The sequence below is a fragment of the Pseudoalteromonas sp. SR41-8 genome, from assembly GCF_014163915.1.
GTDB lineage: Bacteria > Pseudomonadota > Gammaproteobacteria > Enterobacterales > Alteromonadaceae > Pseudoalteromonas > Pseudoalteromonas rhizosphaerae.
Genome location: NZ_JACJEE010000018.1, coordinates 57,299 through 81,699, shown reverse-complemented (window position 1 = coordinate 81,699; position 24,401 = coordinate 57,299). Strand labels below are relative to the sequence as shown.

General features: G+C 38.7%; 22 protein-coding genes. 11 read left to right on the top strand and 11 right to left on the bottom strand.

Translation table 11 applies throughout. The features are described 5' to 3' along the window. The 4 genes from H5162_RS13380 to H5162_RS13365 are packed head-to-tail and all read left to right on the top strand — an operon-like array spanning position 1 to position 1,997. On the top strand, positions 1 to 621 hold the full coding sequence (locus H5162_RS13380) for a primosomal replication protein (protein ID WP_182718407.1): 621 nt from the start codon (positions 1 to 3) through the stop codon (positions 619 to 621). A 2-nt stretch (positions 622 to 623) separates the two neighbouring features. Further along, positions 624 to 1,526, top strand: coding sequence for a histone deacetylase (locus H5162_RS13375; protein ID WP_182778755.1), 903 nt, complete (start codon positions 624 to 626; stop codon positions 1,524 to 1,526). 38 nt (positions 1,527 to 1,564) lie between these two features. Then, a complete protein-coding gene (locus tag H5162_RS13370) occupies positions 1,565 to 1,837 on the top strand; it encodes a late competence development ComFB family protein (protein WP_145240967.1) in 273 nt (90 codons plus the stop codon). Continuing rightward, a complete protein-coding gene (locus tag H5162_RS13365) occupies positions 1,830 to 1,997 on the top strand; it encodes a DUF2496 domain-containing protein (RefSeq protein WP_145240969.1) in 168 nt (55 codons plus the stop codon). Before H5162_RS13370 ends, H5162_RS13365 begins: the two co-directional genes overlap by 8 nt. A gap of 32 nt (positions 1,998 to 2,029) precedes the next feature. Here the strand turns inward: H5162_RS13365 and H5162_RS13360 are convergent, their stop codons facing one another. From H5162_RS13360 to H5162_RS13350, 3 genes are all read right to left on the bottom strand, one after another. Continuing rightward, a complete protein-coding gene (locus H5162_RS13360; RefSeq protein WP_145240971.1) occupies positions 2,030 to 3,064 on the bottom strand; it encodes an isoaspartyl peptidase/L-asparaginase family protein in 1,035 nt (344 codons plus the stop codon). Positions 3,065 to 3,187: 123 nt separating this feature from the next. Further along, a complete protein-coding gene (locus H5162_RS13355; RefSeq protein WP_145240973.1) occupies positions 3,188 to 3,892 on the bottom strand; it encodes a SapC family protein in 705 nt (234 codons plus the stop codon). Positions 3,893 to 4,252: 360 nt separating this feature from the next. Beyond that, positions 4,253 to 4,951, bottom strand: a complete 699-nt coding sequence (locus H5162_RS13350) for a SapC family protein (protein ID WP_182732320.1) — start codon at positions 4,949 to 4,951, stop codon at positions 4,253 to 4,255. A 63-nt stretch (positions 4,952 to 5,014) separates the two neighbouring features. Here H5162_RS13350 and H5162_RS13345 point away from each other — a divergent pair, with 63 nt between their 5' ends. Next, a complete protein-coding gene (locus tag H5162_RS13345; protein ID WP_149982814.1) occupies positions 5,015 to 6,016 on the top strand; it encodes a cupin-like domain-containing protein in 1,002 nt (333 codons plus the stop codon). Positions 6,017 to 6,066: 50 nt separating this feature from the next. Here the strand turns inward: H5162_RS13345 and H5162_RS13340 are convergent, their stop codons facing one another. The 4 genes from H5162_RS13340 to pgi form a co-directional block, all read right to left on the bottom strand. Beyond that, the gene (locus tag H5162_RS13340) at positions 6,067 to 8,718 is read right to left on the bottom strand and encodes a TonB-dependent receptor (protein WP_182732318.1); all 2,652 of its coding nucleotides are present in this window, start codon (positions 8,716 to 8,718) and stop codon (positions 6,067 to 6,069) included. Positions 8,719 to 9,732: 1,014 nt separating this feature from the next. Beyond that, positions 9,733 to 10,443, bottom strand: coding sequence for a 6-phosphogluconolactonase (pgl, locus tag H5162_RS13335; protein WP_145240981.1), 711 nt, complete (start codon positions 10,441 to 10,443; stop codon positions 9,733 to 9,735). 2 nt (positions 10,444 to 10,445) lie between these two features. Continuing rightward, the gene (gene zwf / locus H5162_RS13330) at positions 10,446 to 11,918 is read right to left on the bottom strand and encodes a glucose-6-phosphate dehydrogenase (protein WP_145240983.1); all 1,473 of its coding nucleotides are present in this window, start codon (positions 11,916 to 11,918) and stop codon (positions 10,446 to 10,448) included. A 301-nt stretch (positions 11,919 to 12,219) separates the two neighbouring features. After that, positions 12,220 to 13,866, bottom strand: coding sequence for a glucose-6-phosphate isomerase (gene pgi / locus H5162_RS13325; protein WP_182778754.1), 1,647 nt, complete (start codon positions 13,864 to 13,866; stop codon positions 12,220 to 12,222). Positions 13,867 to 14,215: 349 nt separating this feature from the next. Here pgi and H5162_RS13320 point away from each other — a divergent pair, with 349 nt between their 5' ends. Next, the gene (locus H5162_RS13320; protein ID WP_145240987.1) at positions 14,216 to 15,244 is read left to right on the top strand and encodes a LacI family DNA-binding transcriptional regulator; all 1,029 of its coding nucleotides are present in this window, start codon (positions 14,216 to 14,218) and stop codon (positions 15,242 to 15,244) included. Between the two features lie 82 nt (positions 15,245 to 15,326). On the opposite strand, the gene H5162_RS13315 is transcribed toward H5162_RS13320, so the two are convergent. The 3 genes from H5162_RS13315 to H5162_RS21410 form a co-directional block, all read right to left on the bottom strand. Next, positions 15,327 to 17,576 carry an aminotransferase class V-fold PLP-dependent enzyme gene (locus H5162_RS13315; protein ID WP_182778752.1) on the bottom strand — a complete coding sequence of 750 codons (2,250 nt, stop codon included), beginning with the start codon at positions 17,574 to 17,576 and terminating at the stop codon, positions 15,327 to 15,329. A 178-nt stretch (positions 17,577 to 17,754) separates the two neighbouring features. Further along, positions 17,755 to 18,828 (bottom strand): AI-2E family transporter, encoded by a 1,074-nt coding sequence (locus tag H5162_RS13310; RefSeq protein WP_182778750.1) that lies wholly within the window; start codon positions 18,826 to 18,828, stop codon positions 17,755 to 17,757. Next, complete coding sequence (locus H5162_RS21410) at positions 18,821 to 19,039, bottom strand: hypothetical protein (protein WP_145240993.1); 219 nt, start codon at positions 19,037 to 19,039, stop codon at positions 18,821 to 18,823. The genes H5162_RS13310 and H5162_RS21410 overlap by 8 nt, the downstream gene beginning before the upstream one ends. 136 nt (positions 19,040 to 19,175) lie before the next feature. On the opposite strand from H5162_RS21410, the gene H5162_RS13305 reads away from it, so the two are divergent. From H5162_RS13305 to H5162_RS13285, 5 genes are read left to right on the top strand one after another with little or no spacing between them, the layout of a single operon-like run. Continuing rightward, entirely contained in the window at positions 19,176 to 19,841 is a 666-nt protein-coding gene (locus H5162_RS13305; protein WP_145240995.1) for a hypothetical protein, read from the top strand. 1 nt (position 19,842) lies between these two features. After that, on the top strand, positions 19,843 to 21,303 hold the full coding sequence (locus H5162_RS13300) for a M48 family metalloprotease (RefSeq protein ID WP_182778747.1): 1,461 nt from the start codon (positions 19,843 to 19,845) through the stop codon (positions 21,301 to 21,303). Between the two features lie 54 nt (positions 21,304 to 21,357). After that, positions 21,358 to 21,705: an arsenate reductase (glutaredoxin) gene (arsC, locus tag H5162_RS13295; protein ID WP_149982824.1), complete on the top strand. Its 348-nt coding sequence runs from the start codon at positions 21,358 to 21,360 to the stop codon at positions 21,703 to 21,705. After that, the gene (wrbA, locus tag H5162_RS13290) at positions 21,705 to 22,259 is read left to right on the top strand and encodes an NAD(P)H:quinone oxidoreductase (RefSeq protein ID WP_182778745.1); all 555 of its coding nucleotides are present in this window, start codon (positions 21,705 to 21,707) and stop codon (positions 22,257 to 22,259) included. Before arsC ends, wrbA begins: the two co-directional genes overlap by 1 nt. Continuing rightward, positions 22,256 to 22,720: a DUF2069 domain-containing protein gene (locus tag H5162_RS13285; protein WP_145241003.1), complete on the top strand. Its 465-nt coding sequence runs from the start codon at positions 22,256 to 22,258 to the stop codon at positions 22,718 to 22,720. Before wrbA ends, H5162_RS13285 begins: the two co-directional genes overlap by 4 nt. A 131-nt stretch (positions 22,721 to 22,851) precedes the next feature. On the opposite strand, the gene H5162_RS13280 is transcribed toward H5162_RS13285, so the two are convergent. Continuing rightward, positions 22,852 to 24,189 (bottom strand): ankyrin repeat domain-containing protein, encoded by a 1,338-nt coding sequence (locus H5162_RS13280; protein ID WP_182778743.1) that lies wholly within the window; start codon positions 24,187 to 24,189, stop codon positions 22,852 to 22,854. Positions 24,190 to 24,401 lie beyond the last annotated feature (212 nt).

Here is a 24,401-nt window from a genome sequence, read left to right as displayed (position 1 = left end):
ATGCGAACAGCTTCTTTTGATAAGCTTTGCCAACAAGTTGCAACCTTAAAGCAGCATGCTGAGCAATTTGATAAAGCCAAGTTATTTGCTAAAAACCGCTATATGCAGGCACAACCCAGTTTATTTGACCGAGGTGTGTTTACTACTAAAAGCATGAAATTAGTTGATTATGTGTTAGAAATTGAAGATGAAGTTAATAGCCTTCCACCACTGGAGCGTCGCCATGCTCATAATTATGCTTTAGAGCGTATAGGTAATCAGGTGCAAGCCGTATTTAACGTCATTAAATCAACCCCTATTTGGGAAAAAGAAAACAAAAGCACTTACAAACCCCGTAGTAAAACCTATAATAAATCGGCACCTTACCAACAAGCTGTAAAACAAATTATGCAACCCGCCCATGAGCTATATGACGAACTCAAACAAAATCATGAGTTCGAGCGTCGCTTAGTGCTAATGGTTGAAGAATGTAAGCTAAGAATGCAAAATGTGGGTCCTGTAAAAGCAAAAGCCATTAATTTAGAGATCCTTGCTCTTCATGGCCGCCTTGGTCGCTGCCGTAAGGCAATATCTGCCACCGAAGAAAAAATTCAAATAGTTGAAAAACAACAATTACGCTAGCTATGACTGTTTTTTATCATCCACTATACTCTGCGCTTGAACTGCCTTTACGACATCGTTTTCCAATCGCTAAATATAAATTGCTAAAACAAGAAATTGCAGAGCTTGGTTTTACTGACTTTATTAGCCCAAATAAAGCGACTAATGAACAGCTCCAGCTTTGCCACAGCCATGAGTATGTTGAACGCTTTATTAGCGGGCAGTTAACTGACAAAGAAATAAAGAAAATGGGTTTCCCATGGTCAAATCAACTGGTAGAGCGCACTTTATTTTCTGTTGGTGCAAGTATTCAAGCCTCTGAATACGCTTTAAAAACGCAGCTGGCGGTAAATCTCAGCGGCGGATATCATCATGCTTATAATGCTTACGGCAGTGGTTTTTGTATTTTCAACGACCTCGCGGTTGCTGCCGCTCATCTCATTAACACTGAGCAAGCATCAAAGGTGCTGATTTTTGATTGTGATGTACACCAAGGTGATGGCACAGCCGAAATTTGTGGCTCTCTTGATGGAGTGATTAGCTGTTCGATTCATTGTCAGCAAAACTTTCCACGTTTAAAGCAGCATTCTGATTATGATTTCTCACTCAACACTGGCTGCAGCGATAATGAATATTTAAAAACAGTCGCTAATGCCTTGGCTTTTTGTATCCGTCTTCATCAGCCTGATATTATTTTATATAACGCCGGAGCTGATATTTGTAGCCAAGACGAATTAGGCTATTTTGATGTTAGTTTAGAGGGTGTATATCAACGCGATTCGCTGGTTTTAGCAACCTGCAAACAGCACTCAATTCCTTTAATGTGCGCGCTCGGTGGCGGTTATCAGCGAGATACACAAAAGTTAGTTGAGGTTCATAAGCTGCTTTTTCAAGCGATTGTCGATTTATACCCGCACTTGGTATAAACTAAAAACAGCTTAATACTACCAAGGTAGATAACACAGTGCGATTACATGACGACATACACAATTACTATGAAAAAATTATGATTGAAGAAATCATTAAACGACAACTTGAAAAGCACTATAATGAAGACGTAATGGCTGATTTTTGCTGTACTGTATTAAACCAACTACCTGCCCGATACATTCGTTATGATGTGGATATGGAGTTTTACTTACCACAGGTCGAACGGATCCATATGGAGGAACGAGTAAATATTGCCATTGATGTAGCAATCAGCCAAATAGCGAAAAAAAAGGGCGGACATGAGTAAAGAGTTAACCCAAGCACCTACACACGTAAAATTAGCCGTAGACTTAATAATGCTGCTTGAACAACATGAAGTTGCCGCTGATGATGTGCTCAAAGCACTTGAAATAATCAAAAGCGATTATGAAAAAAAGCGCCTCAATACTAACATACAGCCAGCATAATTTTCTGGCTGTAGTACATTTGCATAATCGTATTATTCGTCTTTAAAAATTGCCACGTAGGTCGCTTGCGTATTCGATTTACTGGCCCGATACATACCACTAGTATTAAACGGTAAACTGATATTACCTTTACCATCAACGATGATCACTCCTCCAGTACCACCAATGGGCTTTAGCACACTATTAATCACTTCATCACCCGCTTGTGTAATAGTCTTACTTTGATATTTAACTCGTGCGCAAATATCAGCCGCGACGTTATAACGAATGAAATACTCGCCGTGGCCAGTGGCAGATACCGCACATGACGCATTTTCAGCAAATGTACCTGCACCAATTACAGGGGCATCACCAATGCGACCAAAACGCTTTGCAGTCATCCCACCCGTTGAAGTACCTGCCGCCAAGTTACCATTTTTATCAAGTGCAACAGCACCCACAGTGCCCATTTTATAATTGACGGGTAACGCCTGATGCGCAGCTTGATAATCTTTACTGGTAGCTTTGGCTTTATCTAGTTTTTCTTTTGCTTTTAATAACGCTTTATAACGGTTATCCGTATCAAATAAGTTATTTTCGACCAATGGAACGCCCTGCTCTTTGGCAAACTCTTCAGCACCTTGACCACTGAGCATGACATGAACCGATTCTTCCATCACCAAGCGCGCTAAATTAATCGGGTTTTCAATATGTTTAACACCCGCAACAGCGCCCGCTTGACGATCACGACCATCCATAATTGACGCATCTAATTCATGGCCGCCGTCATAGGTATATACCGCACCTCGACCGGCATTAAAGTATGGCGAGTTTTCTAATACATTGATTGCAGCGGTTACTGCATCTAGGCTTTCGCCACCTTGCTCAAGTACTTTATAGCCAGTTTCTACCGCCTCTTTGAGTTTAGAGCGATAAGCTTTTTCTTGCTCTGGAGTAAAACGGCTTTTTTCAATCGTGCCCGCCCCACCGTGAATAGCGATAGCCAAAGGTGTACTAGCGCTTATGGCTAATGGGCTAAACGTTATACAGCACGCACTAACTAAAGCGCTAAAAAGTGACTTGTTCATACAGGTAGCTTGTGTTGGAAATAAGTATAACCAATGTGAATAAATTGGCGCTAAATTACAACCCTAACCAGATAAAAGACATAAAAAAAGCGCCCAAAGGCGCTTTTTAATATTTCGTTTAAATTACGCTTGTTGCGCTTTCAAACGAGCTAAACGTGCTACTTGATGCGTAGACGTTAAGAAAGAGAAAATAGGCGCTAAATAACCACGCTTACGAAGCTCTAAAAAGTCTTCGTCGCTTAACTCGTTAAGCTTTTTCTCATCAATAAGATAAATACCATTGATGTCTTTTTTCTCGCCTTTAATATCAACTGTTAGTGTTTGCGCTACTAAAAGCTCTTTATCAGCAAGATATTTTGTGAATGCTTCAGTTACATGAGAAAACTCAATAAATGATACAAGTGCTTCTTTACGACGTTTTAAGTAATCTGTCTCTTCACCGTTTTCAAATAATGCATTTCCTTCAGTTTCACCCACTAATGGGCTTGCTTCGTCAATCACAATACCGTATTGATCTTCTTGTGGGTGTTTAACTAGACCCAGTGGGTAGCGTGTTGTTGCCATAGGAGCAAACGCTGCAGTCCACTTACCGTCTTTTACAAAAAGGTTTTCGCCAGGCTCTAAACCAAACATAGCTACAGCTTGAAATTGACCAGTCTCGTTATTTTTTACGAAAGACATTGGAAACTCATTTGCTACACGCGCGAACTCATGTGCAACGACAGGCACTAAGTGTTGAGTTTTTAAAAATTCTACATTGATGCCGTTTTGAATTTTAGTGTTGGCATGCTTTTCATTGTGTAAAGGCTGTACTTGTTGCTCCGCCATGTTACTGCTCCGTTATTAATAAGTTTATATTTTTGCTGTTAGTACCCTAAGGCTAAAGGTTTTGCTACAAAAATGGAAGTGAAAATTTTGTGTCAATTTGCATGTTACCAAGTAAAATAAGCCTCTCAAACAGTTGCATACAGATAAAAAGTTTATCGTTGTTTTATAGCTTCCTAAAAAGTATATGGCTGGTAATAACCATTTTTAAAAAAGCTATGAATTAATTAGTTGACGTTGAGTACTATTAGCTAAATTCCTTAATACTGCTCTCTGTATAGCTTTTTCTTAAATCTATTATATTTTATTCATAAAAAATAAAATTACTGTTAATTTTAATTTTAATTTTAATTTTTCGTTATATTAAGTATTTGCAGATAAATCTATAACACGTTGAAATTGACCAAGTGAAACAAGGTGTGAATATATCGCCTCTAGCATCCCTTGTTTTTGCAAAGATAATAAAGACTCATCATCTAGAGATTTTAATAAATCCCTATCAACAGAATAAAGGCCTGAAATTTGCTTTTTTTGACCATCACCTAAATCAAATTTAAAAGAACATTCAGTGAGTAGCCCAAGTTCTACCAGTCGACTAGTGAACTGTGTTGATAACTCCTCTTGTCGAGCAAGTTCTTTTAGTTCAACTTGCTTATAAATCAAATAGTCAGAAGGTTCTCCTACATTGTCAAATAGTGCTTCACCATTCTTTTCTGTATTTAATGCAGCGGTTTCAACAGCAAGAAAAACTTGACCTTCAGGCGTTTTAGCTAGCGTGAATGGGTGTTTTTTAACATGTTGAGGCACGTACATTGCATTGAAATGACCATCGTTGTAAAAAACATTTCGACCCGATTCAAGCCCTAAAATAGCAACCATTTTAAATGGGTTCTCATCGCTTGATTTCATAAAGCATACAGGAAAATTGAGTGCTACTTTTGCAATTTCAATAGGGGTGATAGGAACAACATGCTGATCCTTTATATGTGAAAAATTAGCATCAACTTTTACATACTGCCCTTTGTGTTTTTCCACGTTAAAAACTTCAAATTTATCTGACATTAAACACCTATTAATATATTATTATTTACTTAAAAATAGCACGTATAAGAGGTAATTTAAAGTATGCAAATAGATAGATTAAGTATTAATAACATAAAAAATATACAAGAATTTTTGTGCAATTTAAATGAGCCAATTATAATAACAGATTTATTTTCTAATTGGCCAAGTGTTACACTTGCAAAACAATCACCTTTAGCACTTCTTAGAAGCCTTGTTACTCAAGCATCTACTGAATTAGTGGATACTTTAATTATTGACAAGAAGTATAAAGGCCTAATTGGTTATACTGATAATAAATTTAAAAATTACACTTTCGAAAAACACAATGCACCACTTATTTCTGTACTTAAAAAATTAATAATTAATTTTAATAATCAAGGTTCAGATACTATTGCAGTGCAAAGTGCACTAATAAATGAATGTTTACCTGATTTTTGTATTAAGAACTCTGCACCTAAATTTTTAGCTAACGTTCCTCCTCGTATCTGGCTAGGCAATGCTGCTACGGTTCCTGGACATTATGACACTGAACATAATATAGCCCTAAACCTCTGTGGTAAAAGAACTTTTTATTTGTTACCCGCAAATGAAATAAAAAATCTTTACGTAGCACCCATTGATAGAACTGTGGCTGGCCCTGCAATCAGCTTAGTGGATTTTGAAAACCCTGATTTTGAAAAGTATCCAAAGTTTAAAGCCACAAAGAAGAAAGTGTTAACTGCAAGTTTAGAGATCGGTGAAGCTCTCTATATACCTCCACTTTGGTGGCATAATGTAAAAGCCATTGATCCTGTTAATATACTAGTAAATTATTGGTGGGATCCGACATCTACAAAATCGGATTTAGGATTAGAGGCAACAGATAGTTTATTACATAGTATATTAACACTTCGTAATTTGCCTGAATCACAGAGACTTGCTTGGCAAGCTATTTTTTCTCATTATGTATTTGAGAAAACAGATGAATTTAAAAATAAAAGTAATGAATATCACGGTATTCTTTCAAACTCTCATGAAAGTCTAAAGTCAGTTGCAAGTGCATTAAAAGAAAGAATGAAATAGTAAAAATAAAAATGCCGCTATACAGCGGCATTTTTTTACACTCTGTTCAATTAGAATCGGAAGTTTGCACCTAGTACGAATCTACGACCATTTTGGTAGATAGATAGTACACGATCTTCACTAGTGTTGAACTCAACAACTTTTTCATCAGTTAAGTTTATAGCTTCTAATACAACCGAAATATTTTCAGTTACATTATAAGTAGTACTAAAATCTAACTGACCGTAGTCATCATTCCACAATTCTGTACCTGATGAATGAAGTCCTTTGTACCATTTAGTACGATAGTTATACATTGCACGAACAGAAAACATATCATTTTCATAAAATGCAGAAGCGTTTAACATATTTTCTGATGCGCCCATAACTAAACCTGAACCAGGATTTGCTACATCACGTTCGCCATCATTATTTGCATCTGTGTATGTATAGTTAGCAGACACACCAAAACCATTACCTAAATCATACTGAAGTGATGCTTCTAAACCTGTTGTAGTACCACCTTCACCATTTGCAGGACGAGAAACTGTTGCTGTAACCCAGCTAGAAGTTTGCTGATCATAAAAATCTTGTGAAGATGTAGCTGTAGTTTGATAACTTTCAATATCTTTATAGAATAACGTTACAGCGAATAATGACGCATCATCAAAATAGAACTCCCAAGCGGCATCAAACTGATTTGCTATTTGTGGAGCTAGATTAGGATTACCGGCTTGTGCTGTAGGGTTGGTTTCACCTAAATCACCAGGCGCTGTAATTGGTGATATATCAAAGAAGTTAGGACGAGCCATTGTTCTAGCAGCAGAAAGGCGGACAATTTGGTCTTCGGCTAAGTCATATGACAAGTTAAAGTTAGGTAAAATCTCTGTATAGCTGCGAGATTCAGTAACCCATTCTAGTGTCGCAGGTGCTAAATCTGCATTTTCACCTGGATTTTTAACTGTTAATAGACTAAAGGAGTCTGAAGAGTATAAGTAACCTGAAGAGTCTTGATCTGTTCTCGCTACACGAATACCGATATTACCGCGGTAATCATCGCCAGAAAAATCACCTTGTACATAATAAGATGTTTTCTTTTCAACTACCTCAAAGATCTCGCCTAAATTTTTATGTACAGCATAAGATGCATTTGGACCTAAGCCAAGTTCTATCATTTGAGCGCTGTTATGGGTTAATTGTTGAGTGATATCACCGTTAACAACATCGGCACCAACGCTATCAGTACCTACCGCAAGATCACATTTAGCTAAGGTATCACATTGCGAAGACAAAATCTGGGCCATGTAATTAGGGCTTGTACCATCAGTTGCAACACCCCAATGCCAGCTATATGCATTTCTGTCTTGTGTACGTTTTTGATCGCGATATTTCACACCAAATTTAACAGCTGTGAATGCACCTAACTCTACAGGAACATCAAAGTCTACTTGTCCATATGACTCATCATCAGTTGTTGGTTTATTTCCACCCCAAATCCAACCACCATTAAATTTAGATGGATCAGTACCATCAACCCCAGCATTTACTGTAGGTGTAGAGCCTGTTAGATCGAAGTTATAGTCACCTTGTCCACCATATTCCCATGATGTTTCATTTAAAGTACCACCTTCAGCTGCAGTAGTACCTAACTCAACATTCATAGAGAAAGAATCAGTTGCAAAGTCAACATCTAGGTGAATTGAGTTTGTATCTGTTTTTGAAATACGGTTGATGTGGTTCCAGCGAACATCGGTACCACCAGTGCCTTTTACTGCATTACTGCCTACGTATGTTAAGTCAGCCCCTGCGCCAGGATTCATAAGTAAGAAATTAGAGTTAGTGTTATTAACATCCATTTTCGAATCTAAGATGTTTAATGTTGCGCTAAAATCATCAGAAGGTGCAAACTGAATTGAACTGAAGAAAGTTGTTCTTTCACGATCTTGACGGAAAACAGGAACGCCCATAGTACGTGGAGTATAAGTACCGTCTGCTGAATTTGCATCCCAACCTAGTACTTCAAAACCTTCACGACGAACTGTACGGTCAGATTTTGAACCTGAGATCAAAATACCAAACTTTTCGTCTTCGTTTTTCCAAGAATAAAAGCCTTCAACTAATGGATCATGTTCTTCTGATGATTCTGAGTACTGGCTCTGTAACGTGATATGAGTAGTGCCAGAATCTAAATCGAGTGGTTTACGAGTTCTTAAAATAACAGTACCACCAATTGAACCTTCATCTAAGCGGGCTTCTGGTGATTTGTATACTTCAAGGCTACTTACAAGTGAAGAAGGTAGCATAGTGAAGTTGAAACTACGAGATGGGTTATCAAGTATAAACCAATCTGCTGTACCTACGTTTTGACCATTTAATAAAGTACGGTTTTTAGTCGGATCTGAACCACGAACAGTAATTTTTTCACCTTCACCAAACTCACGGCTAACACCAACACCTGTAATACGTGAAAGTGATTCAGCAACGTTTTTATCTGGGAATTTACCAATATCTTCTGCAGTAATGGAGTCGACAACAGCATTTGCAAAACGCTTATTGTTAATATCAGCTTTAGCTGAAGCGCGAATACCACGTACCTCAATGACTTCTACGTCTTCTTGAACTTTTACTTCATCAGCTGCGAATGCAGCACCAGTGAATCCGGCACTCATTACAAGACCGATATTTACTGCTAATAAGCTTTTTTTAAAATTTTTAGCTAACACAGGATTCCCCTTGAATCATTTTGTTGGTTTTATTTATCACTTCTGCCCAGTGATGATGACAGCGTTGTCATCTAGTAACAAACCATACACTCTAAATTACATTTGTGCTACATCTTTTTAGCCGTTTTGTGCAAAAAAATAGCTATAAAAATACTAACCAATTGAATATTAATAGATTAAAAAAATAGAGTTTATAAATTGTTACAGTTTTACGGCGGGAATATAGCATGGTTAAGTTCAAAAAGAGAAAACCAAATGCACTGTTTTAGGTAATTTTATGATTTTAGATAAGTCTTAGTGTAAAAAAAACGTTCCACTTCAACTATACAGAAATGACATTTCGCTTATTTGCTGATAAAGATATAACTTTAGCTGGATGAACAAAAACACATCTTTTCACATTAATATTGCAGAAAAATTAGGGCAAATAATTTATCAAGGGGAATTTATTAATAGTTATCAATATCAATGACAGCGTTGTCATTTTGTATTTTAAAGAGTTACGCTATTAATGTCTACCTTTATTTTCCCCCATAGCCTACCCTTTTCATTGAAAATTTTAGAGAGCTATAGGAACCGTGAAAATTACTCATATAATTGTTCTATATGGATAATTTTTAATGTAGTTAGTGAAGTTTTTTAAACCACTAAGATGCTCATGTTTTTAATAAAGTAGGCATAAGTAGCCACATTTCAACAAACAACTAGTTAACTCACACTATTTGTGAGGCTTGTTATTTAGTGAAGATAAGTCACTTACAGATAGATCACATTACGCTCCAAACTTAATAATTGCCGGGCGTTATATAATAACAATCGACTTAAATATTTAACCATTCTAGCGAAGCTATAAATGGTCAGTAACTTAACACGATTGTATAACTGTTGTTTTCGATAAAAATAAATAAGCGAAAATAATAAAGATCTTGCAAGTGCGATACAGATAAATTTAGAAGAGAAACAAAAATGCAGGCTTTATAGCCTGCATTTTAAAGTTTGGGTCGATTGGGGTCGTTACGGAGCCCAATAAACTTCAATATTTATTGTTGGGTGATTTAAAACTGCACGTAGTGGCATGTCGTTTTCATCTCCACCGGCTTTTGCTGCTTTATATACAGCAAGCTTTTCTTCTCCACTGATCAGTAACTTAACTACTTTAGACTGCGCAATCGCTGCTAAAGTTAACGTCATACGTTCGGTAATATTCCCTGTTACTTCACTTTCAATAGCATTAATTGCACATACCAATTGTGATGTTTCAAGCCCTTGCTGTAAACCGCCCGCATGTGGAAATAATGAAGCGGTATGACCATCCGGTCCCATGCCTAATATAGTAACATCAAATGGACGTTTCAGTTGTTGGTACGCAGCTTCACATTCTGCACTACCCTGTTGCGCAGTCTCGGCATTATTTTTCATAGTAATGAAGTTAGCTGCCGCGCCATGATTTTGTAATAACGTGCTCTTAATAAACGCTTCATTACTTTTTTCATGTGCTACATCAACCCAACGTTCATCAACCATAGCAACATCTATCTTTGCCCAATCTAATGCTAGATTAGATAAGTGCTTATAAGCGGGTGCAGGTGATGAGCCACCTGATACCATCAGCACGGCACGGCCATCAGCTTCAATACCGCTGACTAAACTTTGTTCAAGTGTTGTAGATAACTCAGCGGTTAATGCATCTTTTGAATCAAAAAATTTCTCTACGATGGTTGCCATTGTTATGCCTTATCGCCAGTGTTAAACCAAACATGGTTATTTTCAGCTAATAGTTCATCAGCATCATCAGGCCCCCAGCTACCAGCACGGTATAAAGCAGGCTTACCTTTTTCTTGCCAGCGCTCGATAATTGGGTCAATCCATTTCCAAGCTTGACGTACTTCATCACGGTGAATAAACAGGGATGGATTATTTGCAGCCGCATCTAACATCAAGCGCTTGTAAGCATCTGAATGGAAACCATTGCTATAAGCTTGCGATAGCTCAATGTTCATGGTTACCGGCTCTAATTGCATCTCTAAATTATCAAGACGCTTTGACATCAAGGTTAATTGAATTGTCTCTTCAGGCTGAAGGCGGATAACCAAACGGTTTGGTTCAATATTGCCAACATTATCACCGTAAACATTGTGTGATACTTTTTTGTATTCAACGACAATTTCGGCACAACGTTTTGCCATACGTTTACCTGTACGAAGGTAAAATGGCACGCCCGCCCAACGCCAGTTATCAATATGAGCACGAATAGCAACAAATGTTTCTGTTTTACTTGAACCTTCATTTAACTCTTCTAAGTAACCTGGGACAATTTTGCCATCCAAATCACCGGGTACATATTGACCACGAATGATGTTGTCATCTACATCCGTTGCAACAAGTGGGCGCAATGATTCTAATACTTTCAGCTTTTCGGTGCGAATGCTGTTTGCATTAAGTTTATTTGGTGATTCCATCGCGACTAAACATAACAATTGTAATAAATGGTTTTGCACCATGTCACGTAAAGCGCCGGCTTTATCATAAAAACCAGCACGGCTTTCAAGGCCAACAGTTTCAGATAAACTGATTTGAATATTATCGATTGATTTAGCATCCCACATATTTTCAAATAATGAATTTGAAAAACGCAGTGCCATTAAGTTTTGTACCGTTTCTTTACCTAAGTAATGATCAATACGGAAGATTTGCTCTTCGCTAAAATATTCAGCAATTTTTGCATTGATCTCTTCTGCTGAATTACCGCAATAACCAATTGGTTTTTCAACAACGACACGTGATGTAGCAGTGATCAGACCTTTGCTAGACAGTATTTCACAGCAGCTACCATATACCGCAGGTGGAAGTGATAAATAGAACACCCGAGATTTGTCTGCATCGTGCTCATCTAGTATTGTTTTTAATTTATCCCAATCATCGTCTGCTTCGGTTACATTCGTGACTACTGGCACCAAGCACGCTGAAAAAGCTTTCCAATCTTTGGCATTAAACTCACCTTTACCTAAAAATTCTTTTAGTGCTTGATGAGCTGTTTCTATGTATTCCGCACGTTTACTTTCTTCACGAACCGTCGGTAAAATACGCGAACCTTGTGGAAGGTTGCCTTCTTGATATGCGCGATACATTGCAGGTAATAATTTGCGTAATGCAAGATCACCACCGCCCCCAAAAATTACAATATCAAAAGGATTTAGCATAATTTACTCTCTACGTTTGCTATGCCCCGTTGTCGACTATCCACTATTGATAGTGCGGGCATACATTCTTGTTGTTTAGTTGATGTCAGCTTTTTGGCATCGTACTCGAGAAAAAGCCTGTTGAATTCGCTTGTTTTATCGCTGAATATTGATTCAGCTGTATTCATTTCAAACTGGTAATTAAATGAGTCTTAGGGGCTCTGTATATCCTCTCACAAATATACAGGCCCTAAGAACTCCAGCGCTACCCGTTCAAAGGTATTTGGTTGCACAGCAGATGTGTATCTGCTGTACGAATTTTTTATTGCGCTCGACGTTGTTTATAATAGCTCATTAAGCCATTTGTCGAACTATCATGTGGATGGTTTATATTATCATCCAGTAACTCAGCTTCAATTTTTGAGGCTAAGCCTTTACCGAGCTCAACACCCCATTGATCGAAAGAACAGATCTCTAAAATGATGCCTTGGCAGAAAATTTTATGCTCATATAAGGCAATTAAGCGACCAACCGTTTTTGCATCAACCGTATCTAACAGCATTGATGTTGTAGGACGGTTACCACGGTGGATTTTATGATCAATTAGCGCGGCTATTTCAGCCTCTGATTTACCTTTTGCGGTTAAATCAGCGCGAACTTGCTCTGCATCAACCCCCATCATCATCGCTTCTGTTTGTGCAAAAAAGTTCGATAATAAAATGTCGTGATGCTGACCAATATTAACCTGAGGTTTAATAGAGGCAATAAAATCAGCCGGTACAATCACATTGCCTTGGTGCAAACACTGATAAAAAGCATGTTGACCATTAATTCCGGTCATCCCCCAAATAATTGGCACTGTAGTATACGGTACGGTATTACCCGCAAAATTAACGTGCTTACCATTACTTTCCATTTCACCTTGCTGCAAATAAGCTGGCAACATGTGTAATGCTTGATCGTAAGGTAAAATAACCTGTGAGTCGAAACCTAAAAAGCTGGTATTCCATACGCTCAACAAAGCCATTAATAATGGTACATTTTCTGCAAATTCGGCCGTTTTAAAGTGTTCATCAACTTCAAAAGCGCCTTCAAGAATCGCTTCAAATGCATCAAAGCCTAAATACAATGCAATTGGTAAGCCTATCGCACTCCATAATGAAAAGCGACCACCTACCCAATCCCACATTGTGAATACGTTTTCATCAGCAATACCAAACGCTGCCGTTTTTTCTAAATTAGTGCTCACTGCTACAAAGTGCTTAGCAATAGCTTGCTTGTCATCGGCTGACTCTAAAAACCATGCAACGGCGGTTTTTGCATTGGTCATGGTTTCAGATGTAGTAAAGGTTTTTGACGAAATCACAAACAAAGTTGTTTCAGGATCGATGTCTTTCAATACTGACGCAATTTGTACGCCATCAACATTTGAAACGTAATGTACTTTTAATGAGTCATCTGTATAGCTTTTTAGTGCTTCAGTGGCCATTTGTGGGCCTAAGTTTGAACCACCAACACCAATGCTCACAACATCTTTCACGGCTTTACCGGTATAACCTAACCATTTCCCGCTACGTACTTTTTCAACGAACAACTTAATTTTTTGTAATTCAGCGTTAACCACCGAACTTACATTCTCGCCATCTACAACTAATGATGATGCACTACGGTTACGAAGTGCAGTATGAAGCACGGCTCTATCTTCGGTGATATTAATTTTTTCACCGCTGAACATTTTATCTCGCCAGTTAGCGATATCGCACTCTTGTGCTAAAGACAGTAACTGTGTCATCACACTGTTATCAATCAATTGTTTTGAATAATCAAATAAAACACCTGGGATCTGAGTCGAAAATTGCTCGAATCGCGTGCTGTCATTGGCAAATAAATCTTTAAGATGAACTTCCTTCATCTTATTTGCACTTATTTTTAATGCTTGCCAACTAGCTAACTGTGAACGACAACTCATTTTTAACATCCCCTTAAACTTGCAACAAACTGATTTATAACTATCTTTATATTAATAAAGTGAACTGATAGCGTATTAACTTACAAAGAAAATTAACGATAAGTTAGAATGACAACGCTGTCAACAAGCTACTTTTATATTTTACAATCGAGATAATAACGCACTTTTACTCATTTGACACCGGTATCATAAAAATTATCTCAATTATTTTACTGCTAATTTTACTGAACATTAGATACACTAACTGGTCTTGATGAAGAAATAATGAATAACACGTTTGTTAAGTCTACTTAGGTGTATTCTTATCAGGACCATGACAACACTAAAACAATAACCTAAAAGTAACTCTATGAAAGTAACTATAAATGATGTAGCGAGGCTCGCCGGGGTTTCGATGAAAACGGTTTCACGGGTAATAAATAAAGAACCATCTGTTCGTAAAAAAACTTACGATACAGTCATGGATGCTGTAAAAGAGCTGAACTATCAGCCAAATCTTGCAGCACGAAACCTAGCTGGTACGTCATCATTTACGGTAGGCTTAGTTTATGACAATCCTAATGCGTATTATGTGATTGATATGCAAAATGGTGTGCTTTCTCGCTGTAAAGATGAAGGCTATGAATTGGTGATCCATCCATGCACTTATACAGATGCAAACATGAAAGATGAATTTATCACCATGATAAAGCGCTCTCGCTTAGCTGGGCTTGTGCTTACACCGCCATTATCAGAGCAAAGTAGCATCACCAATTTACTCGATGAGTTAAATATTCATTACGTTAGGGTGTTATCTGGGCGACCATCAGATGATGATCAAGACACCTGTATTTATGTTAACGATTATAAAGCCGCGTATGAGATCACCACTCACCTTTTAACTCATGGACATGAAAATATTGGCTTTATCTGTGGCGATAAAGAACATAAATCGACGTCTGAACGTCTTGAAGGTTATAAAGCAGCGCTGGCAGATCATCATAAAGAATTTGATAAACGCTTTATTTACGATGGTAAATATTCGTTTGAGTCGGGTGTTGAAGGTGCAAAGCATTTGTTAGCAGAGAATAACACCTTGGCTATTACTGCTATATTAGGTGGCAATGATGAAATGGCCGCTGGCGCTCTATTTGCGTCACGCTTAATGGGTATTGCCATTCCTGAACAGTTATCTATTACTGGCTTTGAGGATTCTCCTTTCTCCCGTCAGACATGGCCAAAGTTAACTACCGCTCATCAAGCAAACGATGTTATCTCTCAACATGCAGCACGGTTATTATTTACCAAAACTCGCGGTGCTCGTAACCAAGATAAAGACATCATCACATCATTTACACCATCAATTGTGATCCGTGAAAGTTCAGGGCCTAAACAGTAGCTACAGCCTTCACTGATAATAAATAAGGCGCTAAAAAGCGCCTTATTTCCCTGTAGTCAATCGCCAGTCTTCTACACTGTTATTATAACAGTGCCATTCCACCGCTGAGATTATACACGTCAGTAAAGCCAAGCTGAGATAAGTTAGTTGCCGCTTGTTTTGAACGATTACCACTGCGACAAAGTAAAATATATTTACCCTGTGGGTTCAATTGCCTGTCCACTAATGCATTTGCCATTCTACTTAGCGGAATATTCATCACTCGCGCAGGGCTAACTGCAAATAACTGAGGAATATTGTTTGCCCCATGTTCATATGGTTCACGGGTATCAATTAAATATACATCGCTTGAAGTTAACATATCTTTTGCTTGCACGGCGTTCAGTTCGTAAGCTCTACTGTATTTTAAACTGTCAGCATAACCACACAAAGTTGCAAATTTACATAAATTGTCTTCATCGCTGCGCTGCTTGTTGTTAGCAAATTCAGTATCACTTAGTTCATTGTTCAATAATGCATGCAATAACGGCGTTTGCTGCTGTTGAACTTGCCAATTAATAGCAAAACATTGCTGGTAGTCATGACCAGAACAAATAACTGTCGACTCTGCTAAGCATGTTGATAGTTGACGTAATGAGTGTGCCATAGCTAACGCATCCCCACCGTCAATTGCAGTATTACCAAGCCCAGCAGGCAGCAGCAAATCACCGCAAAAGCAAAATAGCACTTGTTGAGAGTTGTTACACCGCAATAAATAACTAACACTATCTTGGCTGTGCCCGGGTGTTGCTAAGCGCTCAATGGTGCATTCAGGTAATGCAATACTCGTTTGCTGCACTGGCCACCCCAATTCATGCTCGTCTTGCAAACTGAATTTTAAGGCCTGAGCCAACAATGTAGTCGCACAGCATCGCTCTTGATGGGCATGTGTGTCTAAAATGGCTGCTACCGTTAAATTTTGTGTGTGTACTATTTTTTCAAGCCGCGGGATAAGCTCAATAATTGGGTCAATGATCACTGCTTGTTTATCTTGACTGACATACAACCAACAACACGCACCTTGATGTCTAAATTGTGTTAACCCTAATGCACACGCTTCTTGCTGTGGTGATGACGAATCTGAAACCACCAAACAATTAGCTTGTAATATTGGTTTAAGTGAACGAATACGCGCACAGGCAGTGGTTATTTCAGCCTGTGTTGTCGCCGGTCCAAATGATAAACGTATTGCATTTTCACTACGCCAATCACTCACGCCCATGGCATCTAACACAAAACTACGATTTGCGCCTGAGCTACAGGCTGAGCCACCACTGATACGAATACCTGCCGCATCGAACAAATCCATCACTTCTTTACTACTGAGTTCATCAACAGCAAAATTTAACGTTGTTGGTACTGACAATGCAAAAGTATGATTAAAGGTTATATTACCAAAGGTATCTACTAAAGCCTGATGTAATTGTTCACGATAGCCGTTTAACACATCGATTGATTTAAACGTATCGTTTGTTTTATCCAGCAATAAACAAAACAGTTTGTTAAGACCTGCTATACCTGGCAGGTTTTCAGTACCGGAGCGCATGCCACTTTCTTGACCACCACCGGCAATAAATGGCGTATAAGCACTGCCTTGACGAATATACAACACGCCTATACCTTTCGGCGCGTAAAGTTTATGGCCTGAAAATGGCGCGTAGTCAATCGTTGTATCACTAAGGGCCAATGCGGTTTTCCCTAGCGCTTGTACGCAATCCACCATCCACGCAACTTCCGTGTTATGTGCTCGTATTACCTTTTCAATCGCTTTTAAATCTTGATAAACACCGGTTTCATTGTTAACCGCCATGGTACAAATCATCAGTGCATCACCAGCGTGTTGAGCAATAAAATCTAAATCTAAAAGGCCATCACTCGATACCGGGATCGCAAGCACGGTTGCGTTTATACCCAATACGGCATTCCAATGTATTAATGTATTAGGTACTGCTTTATGTTCAGTCGCGCCATACAGTAATACTGGATTTGGTTTAGCATGATCTTTAGCTGCTATGAGCGTAGACACGACAGCTGTTTGAATTCCTTCGGTAGCCCCAGAAGTGAATAAAATATCCCCCTGCTGTGCACCTATCACATCACGGGCTTTTTGACGTGTTTGCTCTAATAAGTGTTTAGCTTGAATACCGGTAATGTGTGAAGAAGAAGGGTTACCAAAGCAGATTTGCATAGTATGCGAAACAACCTCTGCAATACAAGGTAGCACCGGTGTTGTTGCGTTTGCATCAAGGTAAATTTGTGACGATGAGTCAGTAGGTAATATTAAATCAGACATTAAAAAACGCACCATATTACTAAAAGATATATCTTATAACCCATTCTACATAAAATTAATGGGCCGCGTAAGAATCAATTAGTCTCTCAGGTGCGTTTTCTATACCATTTGATACTATACCCAAAATACCTAAATCTTCAGGTGATTTAGGTATAAAGCTAATTAACCAAAGTTCGTGTTAGCTATGCTCAATCAGTTGTTCTTCTTGTTTCGTTGACCAAGCATTGAGTAAGGCTTTTACCAATGACGCTAGTGGAATTGCAAAAAACACGCCCCAAAAACCCCATAAGCCACCAAAAAACAGTACCGCAACAATAATAAATACCGGGTTCAGATCAACCGCTTCAGAAAATAGTAACGGCACCAGCACATTACCATCTAATGCTTGAATAATGCCGTAGATGATCAGTATGGTCCAAAACTGGGTTTCTAAACCAAATTGAAATAATGCCACGGCCGCAACCGGTATGGTAACAAGTGCCGCACCCACAAAAGGGATCAATACTGATAAACCCACTAATACGCCCAATAGCGCTGCATAACGTAAATCAAAAATAGTGAACGCGATAAACGATACTGAGCCTACAATCAAAATTTCAAACACCTTACCACGAATATAATTCATGATTTGTTGGTTCATTTCGTGCCATACCTGCAGGATTAAGCGTCTTTGTTTTGGAACGAGTTTTTCTGCACTTCTGACCAACTCCAGCTTATCTTTGAGCATAAAGAACACCAGTAATGGTACTAAAATAAGATAGATCAACCACGCCACTACATCTTTTAATGATGTCAACGAGACCGACAATAGTACTTGGCCAAACTCAATTGCTTTGGCTTCAACGCTGCTGACCACTGATTGTACTTGCTCTGCATTAATTAAACTGGGGTATTGCTCAGGCAAGTGCAGTAGAAAAGATTTTCCCTGTTCTATCATGTGCGGGCTTTCTTGCACTAAATTACTTGCTTGCTGCCACAGTATTGGACCCATGCCGATCACTAAGGTCAGCATCAACCCTGAAAAAATTAACATCACAATAATAGTGGCAGTAAAGCGGTGTAAGCCAAAACGCTCTAAATGCGCAACCGGCCAATCAAGCAGATAAGCAATCACTAAAGCAATCAAAACAGGTACAATAAGTGCACCAAAGAAATAAAACATCGCCATTAAAGCGAGTAATAAAAACAATAGAGTTACTGAATGTGGATCTGAAAACTTCCTTTCGTACCAAATTTTTACATATTCAAACACGATTTAGCTCCACGATTAACAACCCACGTTGTTGATCTAATTTGTACGGATAATGATTTTTTAGCAAAAAGCGCTCCATATCTTGAGTTGGTTGATCCACTAATAATGTAAACTTTATCGGTTGCGCAGTTGCTAAAGCTTGGCGTAAAGTCAACTTAAACTGGATAAATTGCTGCGGACATTTGAATCCGCGCAAGTCTTGCTCTAGCATAACCAATTATCTGCCCTATAAAAATGAATAATAATACGGTCTTTGTCAGCGTTGTTAATAACAAATGTAACTTTTTCTTAAAACACGCATCGCAATAGTTTATCCTTATAGCATAGTTAGTAGTAAGGATAAGTTAATGTCTGGCACGCATAATAAAGCGCAACTACCGAGTAATCCAACTCTTAAAGAAATTAACTGGTATAAAAAACAAATAAACTGGGGCGAACTTCCGCCCTTCTATCACCTTGTCGCCTCATCAGTGAGCGAGTCAGAGGGGATATTAGAACATGGTTTTGATAATGCCGTAAAAAAAATAATTGATAGGCGCAATTGGAACCTCGATTTACTCGGAGGTCATGAAGACGCTCTTGGAGAGATATATTGTGAAAACAAGCCAAGAATTGCGCTGCACCAAGTATTTACCGACCGGGGCTTTGAATTATGGGCACTGCCTTATGCAAAAGACGTTACAATAGATAAATACGTAAAAGATAACCGCTTTATAGAGTTTAACGAGTGGGATCCAGTGTCAATGAAAAGTTTGATTCGGATTAATCAATTACATAAGTTTATTGGCTTTTACTTTGAGCGTGGTGACAAAGCAGATAAAGCTCTTATTCTTCATGCGCACAAAGTAGTACATAAAATCATTAGTTTTTTACAACGAGAATTGAACGTTGTAAAGCTAGATGGGGTCACAATCAAAGAATTGTATCAATTGTGCGAACGAGATAGCAGAGCATGCAGTGATGAAATTGACATTGCTAAACTCATGCTAGGTGAAGATCATAACAAGGAATAAAATGCAGCTTAAATCAGCCTTTATTACATTACTCACTACACTTTTAACTTTTAGTGTGCTGGTAAGTGAGCCATTAAAGGCACAAACTAATTTTACATTACCCGATCTTGGTACTTCAGCATTGCAAGCTTTGCCTCTAGAAAAAGAGCAAGCAATCGGGAAAGTAATGATGATGCAAATTCGTGGCTCATCACCTGTTGTTAATGATCCTGTGCTTGATGAGTATTTAACAACGATCGGCCACAAGCTGGTTGCTAATGCAAATGATGTTCGCTTTCCGTTTTCATTTTTTTGGATCAACAATCCGGAAATAAACGCATTTGCTTTTTATGGTGGCCATGTTGGGGTACACACAGGTTTAATTGCACAGTCCGATAACGAAAGTCAGTTTGCCTCAGTACTTGGTCACGAAATTGCCCACGTTACCCAGCGCCATCTTGCACGTCGCATGCAACAACAACAAGATAACAGCGCCCTCACTATTGCCGGTATGATTGCCGGTATTTTAGCATCAGTTGTGTCACCAGATGCCGGTATCGCGATTATCTCAGCTAGTCAAACACAAAGCGCATTTAGTCAACTCACTCACAGCCGTTCAGCTGAGCAAGAAGCCGACCGAATTGGTATGCAAACACTCAATAATGCAGGATTTGACCCATACGCATCCAGTGAATTCTTAACCAAACTTGCTGCGCAAATTCGTTATAAATACAAGCCACCGGCCTTTTTGCTGACTCACCCATTACCTGAGAGCCGCGTGTCTGATGTGCGCTTACGTGCACAGCAATTTGAAAAACGTCAACTTCCGGATAGCTTAGAATTTAACCTTGCCAAAAGCCGCGTAATTGCTCGCTATCACCAAAAACCTGAAGCGGCTGAAAATTTCTTTAGAAAGCTCATTCGTGAAAACAGCTTTTATAATAAAACAGCGCTTAATTATGGTTTGGGTATTAGTTTATTGGATCAAAAAAAGCTCGACGAAGCGGCGCCAATTTTAGACGAACTTTTAAAGTCTGATCCTAAAAATTTATTCTATATTGATACGCATACTGATCTACTGATAGCACAAAAAAAAGCCGCCGAGGCAGTAAAATTTTTAGCCGCCTTGCATGAAAACCGTCCTAACAATCAAGTTATTACCTTAAACTATGCCAATGCTGCACTTGAAGCTGAGCAATACGATGTTGCAGTGCAAATATTAAAATCATTTTTACTCGAAAAGCCTGAACATAATTTAGGCATGCAACTTCTTGCAGATGCCTATAAAAAGCAAGATAACTTAGCCGCTTATCATGAAGCAAATGCCGACGTTCTTGCACAATACGGCGCCTACTTAAAAGCCGCTGACGAAGTACAAAAAGCACTCAACTTTGTAGAACCACAAGAGCTAATTAAACAACAACGTCTCAAAGCATTGTTAACGCAATACCGCCAAATGCAAAAAGAGCTCGCAAGGCTTTAAGTCTGGTGCTGCTTGGCCTAAAATAGCCTTACTTTATCTAATTGGATTGTTACTATGTCTGTTACTATTTTTCATAATCCACGTTGTTCAAAATCGCGTGAAACATTAGCCCTACTTGAGCAAAAATCGATTCAGCCAGAGATAATCGAATACTTAAAAACCCCACTGAATCATCAGCAAATCAGCATCTTAGTTAAACAGCTAGGGTTTTCTTCAGTACGTGAACTAATGCGTACTAAAGAAGATATTTACAAAGAGTTAGACCTTAAAAATGAGCATGATGAAAACGTACTCATTACAGCCATGGTTAGCAATCCAAAATTAATTGAGCGCCCTATTGTGGTAAATAACAATAAAGCCGCACTGGGTCGCCCACCAGAAAACGTACTAAGCGTACTTTAATGAGCGTCACTATTGTTGTGTTGTATCATTCAAGTCACGGCTCTGTTGCAGCCATGGCACATGAAATTGCAGAGTCGATTGAATGCCAAGGCGGTACTGCACTGCTAAGAACCTTTGTAGCTAGAGAACCTCACGATATTTTGATCAGCAAAGATGACTTAATCCAGTGTGATGGGTTAGCATTTGGCACCCCTACTCGCTTTGGTATGATGGCCTCACAAGCCAAAGCTTTTTGGGAAACCACCAGCGACTTATGGTTAAAAGGGCAATTAATAGATAAACCAGCCTGTGTATTCTCATCATCAAGTAGCATGCATGGTGGCAATGAAGCAACACTGCTTAATTTGTCACTGCCGTTATTGCACCACGGAATGCTGTTAATGGGTGTGCCGTATGAAGTACCTGAGTTACTTGCCACACAAACCGGTGGCACTCCCTATGGTGCAAGCCATGTTGCTGGTGCACAAAATAGCGCGCAATTAAGTAAAGACGAAATTAAAATTTGCCAAAGCGTTGGCCAACGCTTAGTTAAAATCACGAGAAAATTACAATGACATCGCACAGCGATTTAAACCCACAACTCACACCGAAAAAGGCTATCACTATCCGTTTTCAACGTATTGCAATAATTGGCTATATTGGCTTGTTACTGCTGATGCCACTTTGGTTGTTTTTATTAGAGCCTAGAGAAGGTCATAGCAATGGATTTATTTTTGTTGTGTATATTCTGCCGCTTTTACTGCCGCTAAAAGGCATCATTCAAGATAAACCTTATACGTATGCGTGGGCAAACTTTATTGTTATGTTCTATTTTATTCACGGTTTTACCCTACTGTGGGTCGCACAAGAACAACTAATATGGGTCGTTTTAGAGCTGCTGTTCGCCAGTATGATGTTTATTGGTTGTACTTATTATGCACGTCACCGCGGTCAAGAGCTGGGGCTAAAAATTCAAAAACTAAAAGATGAGTTAGCAACAGAAAAAGCGGCTCATGAATTTAATAAAAAAGACTAAAGTTAATACCAAACGACTTAAATATTTAACCATTCTAGCGAGCTAAATGGTCAGTAACTTAACACGATTGGTATAACAACTAAAAAACGCGCTTAATTAGCGCGTTTTTGTCTACGGTACATGCAAGAAGCTTAAACAACTTCACTTAACGTTGCCAATGCCACAATACTTGCTAAGCCTAGCTGCCCAACTAAACTGATCAATGAGCAACAACGCAGTACAAATAACCCCCATGGGTGTTTAATATGAGGGTATAAAGCGCAGCGCTTCAAACTCATTGCAAAAAAGAAGCAGACAATTGCCAACATGGTTAAGCAAAGCGTCAGTTCACTTTTAATTGCAATCGAATCATCAAAAAAGAAAAACAACTGTAGCGGCAACAATAAAGTCACGATGGCATGTAAGGCGTGGACTTTTTTGATCCGCGAAAATTGTCCATCCGGCGATAATTCTTTAATACCAAAATCACGCTCTAAGCATTTCACTAACTGACTGGCTTTAACACTCACAGCTAAACGATAACAACTTAAGCCATCACAGTTACGAACACGAAAGTCATAGCCAGACTTCAATAATAGCACCATCAAAGGCTCATTTTTTGCTAGTACCGCATAATGTAAAGCACTGTTACCAAGGGCATCACGTTGTTTTTTATCTTGTTTATCTAATAAGGTTTGTACTAAATTAACAAACCCTTTTTCAACTGCCCACATAAAGGCCGTTTTACCATTTTCATCCGCCAACGTGCCTGTTGCACCTTGCTCTATAAAACGCATCGCCATCGTTTGTTTAGCTGTGTCAAAACGCAAATGCGCCAACAGTGCTTGTTCTAATAGCACCACTGAGTCAACATCTGGTGATACTTGGGTCAATAAGGTGAAATAATCCTTTCCGCCAGCAACTTTTTTCGCCGCTAATTCACTTAACGCATTAACGTCATCGATTGAGTCAGGTATAAAGGTGCTAAAACGTTCACGAAAATCAACTTCTTTCCACAGTGCCAAAGCATCTTCAGCACTCACTTTACTGCCCGCATTGAGCGCATACTCGATGATTGTAAAATAGCGTTTTGAGAATAACTGAGATAATAACGTAACGGGTGTTTCTATCGTTGTTTGTGACGCTACAGCTGCATATTTTTCAAGACGTTGGCAAAGTAATAGCACTAAACTCTCTGGGCTATACTCGTTATCAAAATAGTAATCTTTAGCTGCCGAAATATACTGTTGAGCGGCTTCATCATATTCACAGATATGTTGGAAAAAACACTCTTCAAATGGCTCAAGGGGAGTTAACCAGGTTAAATAATAGATAGGCGGTAGCACAGTAGTACACACGCCATTGTCTTCTTCAGTCGAGCGACAAGCCGGCCATGCTTCTAAAGCGTCTAAAATAAATGCACCGTTTTGCTCAATAAGTCCTTTGACTAATAACGGGTATTCTTTAGGCCAAATAAGTACATTTTCCATTAAAAAAACACAACTCCAGTGTCTATCTTGCTCGGTACAAAGGTCAGTAAAAGAGTTTAACAACTACAAACTGACACTGCGCTTAATATAATTTTAAGTACCCCAGTAAATTAGTGATACCAGTGGGTATGTAAGCGCTTATTCTAGCATACCCAAAACCACACGCTATAGCCAAACCGTGTGATTTTAAAAGAAAATAACAAAGCACCATG

Coding starts and splice junctions, on each gene's coding strand:
- H5162_RS13380 (WP_182718407.1), top strand. CDS start 1: ATGCGAACAGCTTCTTTTGATAAGCTTTGCCAACAAGTTGCAACCTTA.
- H5162_RS13375 (WP_182778755.1), top strand. CDS start 624: ATGACTGTTTTTTATCATCCACTATACTCTGCGCTTGAACTGCCTTTA.
- H5162_RS13365 (WP_145240969.1), top strand. CDS start 1,830: ATGAGTAAAGAGTTAACCCAAGCACCTACACACGTAAAATTAGCCGTA.
- H5162_RS13360 (WP_145240971.1), bottom strand. CDS start 3,064: ATGAACAAGTCACTTTTTAGCGCTTTAGTTAGTGCGTGCTGTATAACG.
- H5162_RS13355 (WP_145240973.1), bottom strand. CDS start 3,892: ATGGCGGAGCAACAAGTACAGCCTTTACACAATGAAAAGCATGCCAAC.
- H5162_RS13350 (WP_182732320.1), bottom strand. CDS start 4,951: ATGTCAGATAAATTTGAAGTTTTTAACGTGGAAAAACACAAAGGGCAG.
- H5162_RS13345 (WP_149982814.1), top strand. CDS start 5,015: ATGCAAATAGATAGATTAAGTATTAATAACATAAAAAATATACAAGAA.
- pgl (WP_145240981.1), bottom strand. CDS start 10,443: ATGGCAACCATCGTAGAGAAATTTTTTGATTCAAAAGATGCATTAACC.
- zwf (WP_145240983.1), bottom strand. CDS start 11,918: ATGCTAAATCCTTTTGATATTGTAATTTTTGGGGGCGGTGGTGATCTT.
- pgi (WP_182778754.1), bottom strand. CDS start 13,866: ATGAGTTGTCGTTCACAGTTAGCTAGTTGGCAAGCATTAAAAATAAGT.
- H5162_RS13320 (WP_145240987.1), top strand. CDS start 14,216: ATGAAAGTAACTATAAATGATGTAGCGAGGCTCGCCGGGGTTTCGATG.
- H5162_RS13315 (WP_182778752.1), bottom strand. CDS start 17,576: ATGTCTGATTTAATATTACCTACTGACTCATCGTCACAAATTTACCTT.
- H5162_RS21410 (WP_145240993.1), bottom strand. CDS start 19,039: ATGCTAGAGCAAGACTTGCGCGGATTCAAATGTCCGCAGCAATTTATC.
- H5162_RS13305 (WP_145240995.1), top strand. CDS start 19,176: ATGTCTGGCACGCATAATAAAGCGCAACTACCGAGTAATCCAACTCTT.
- H5162_RS13300 (WP_182778747.1), top strand. CDS start 19,843: ATGCAGCTTAAATCAGCCTTTATTACATTACTCACTACACTTTTAACT.
- arsC (WP_149982824.1), top strand. CDS start 21,358: ATGTCTGTTACTATTTTTCATAATCCACGTTGTTCAAAATCGCGTGAA.
- wrbA (WP_182778745.1), top strand. CDS start 21,705: ATGAGCGTCACTATTGTTGTGTTGTATCATTCAAGTCACGGCTCTGTT.
- H5162_RS13285 (WP_145241003.1), top strand. CDS start 22,256: ATGACATCGCACAGCGATTTAAACCCACAACTCACACCGAAAAAGGCT.
- H5162_RS13280 (WP_182778743.1), bottom strand. CDS start 24,189: ATGGAAAATGTACTTATTTGGCCTAAAGAATACCCGTTATTAGTCAAA.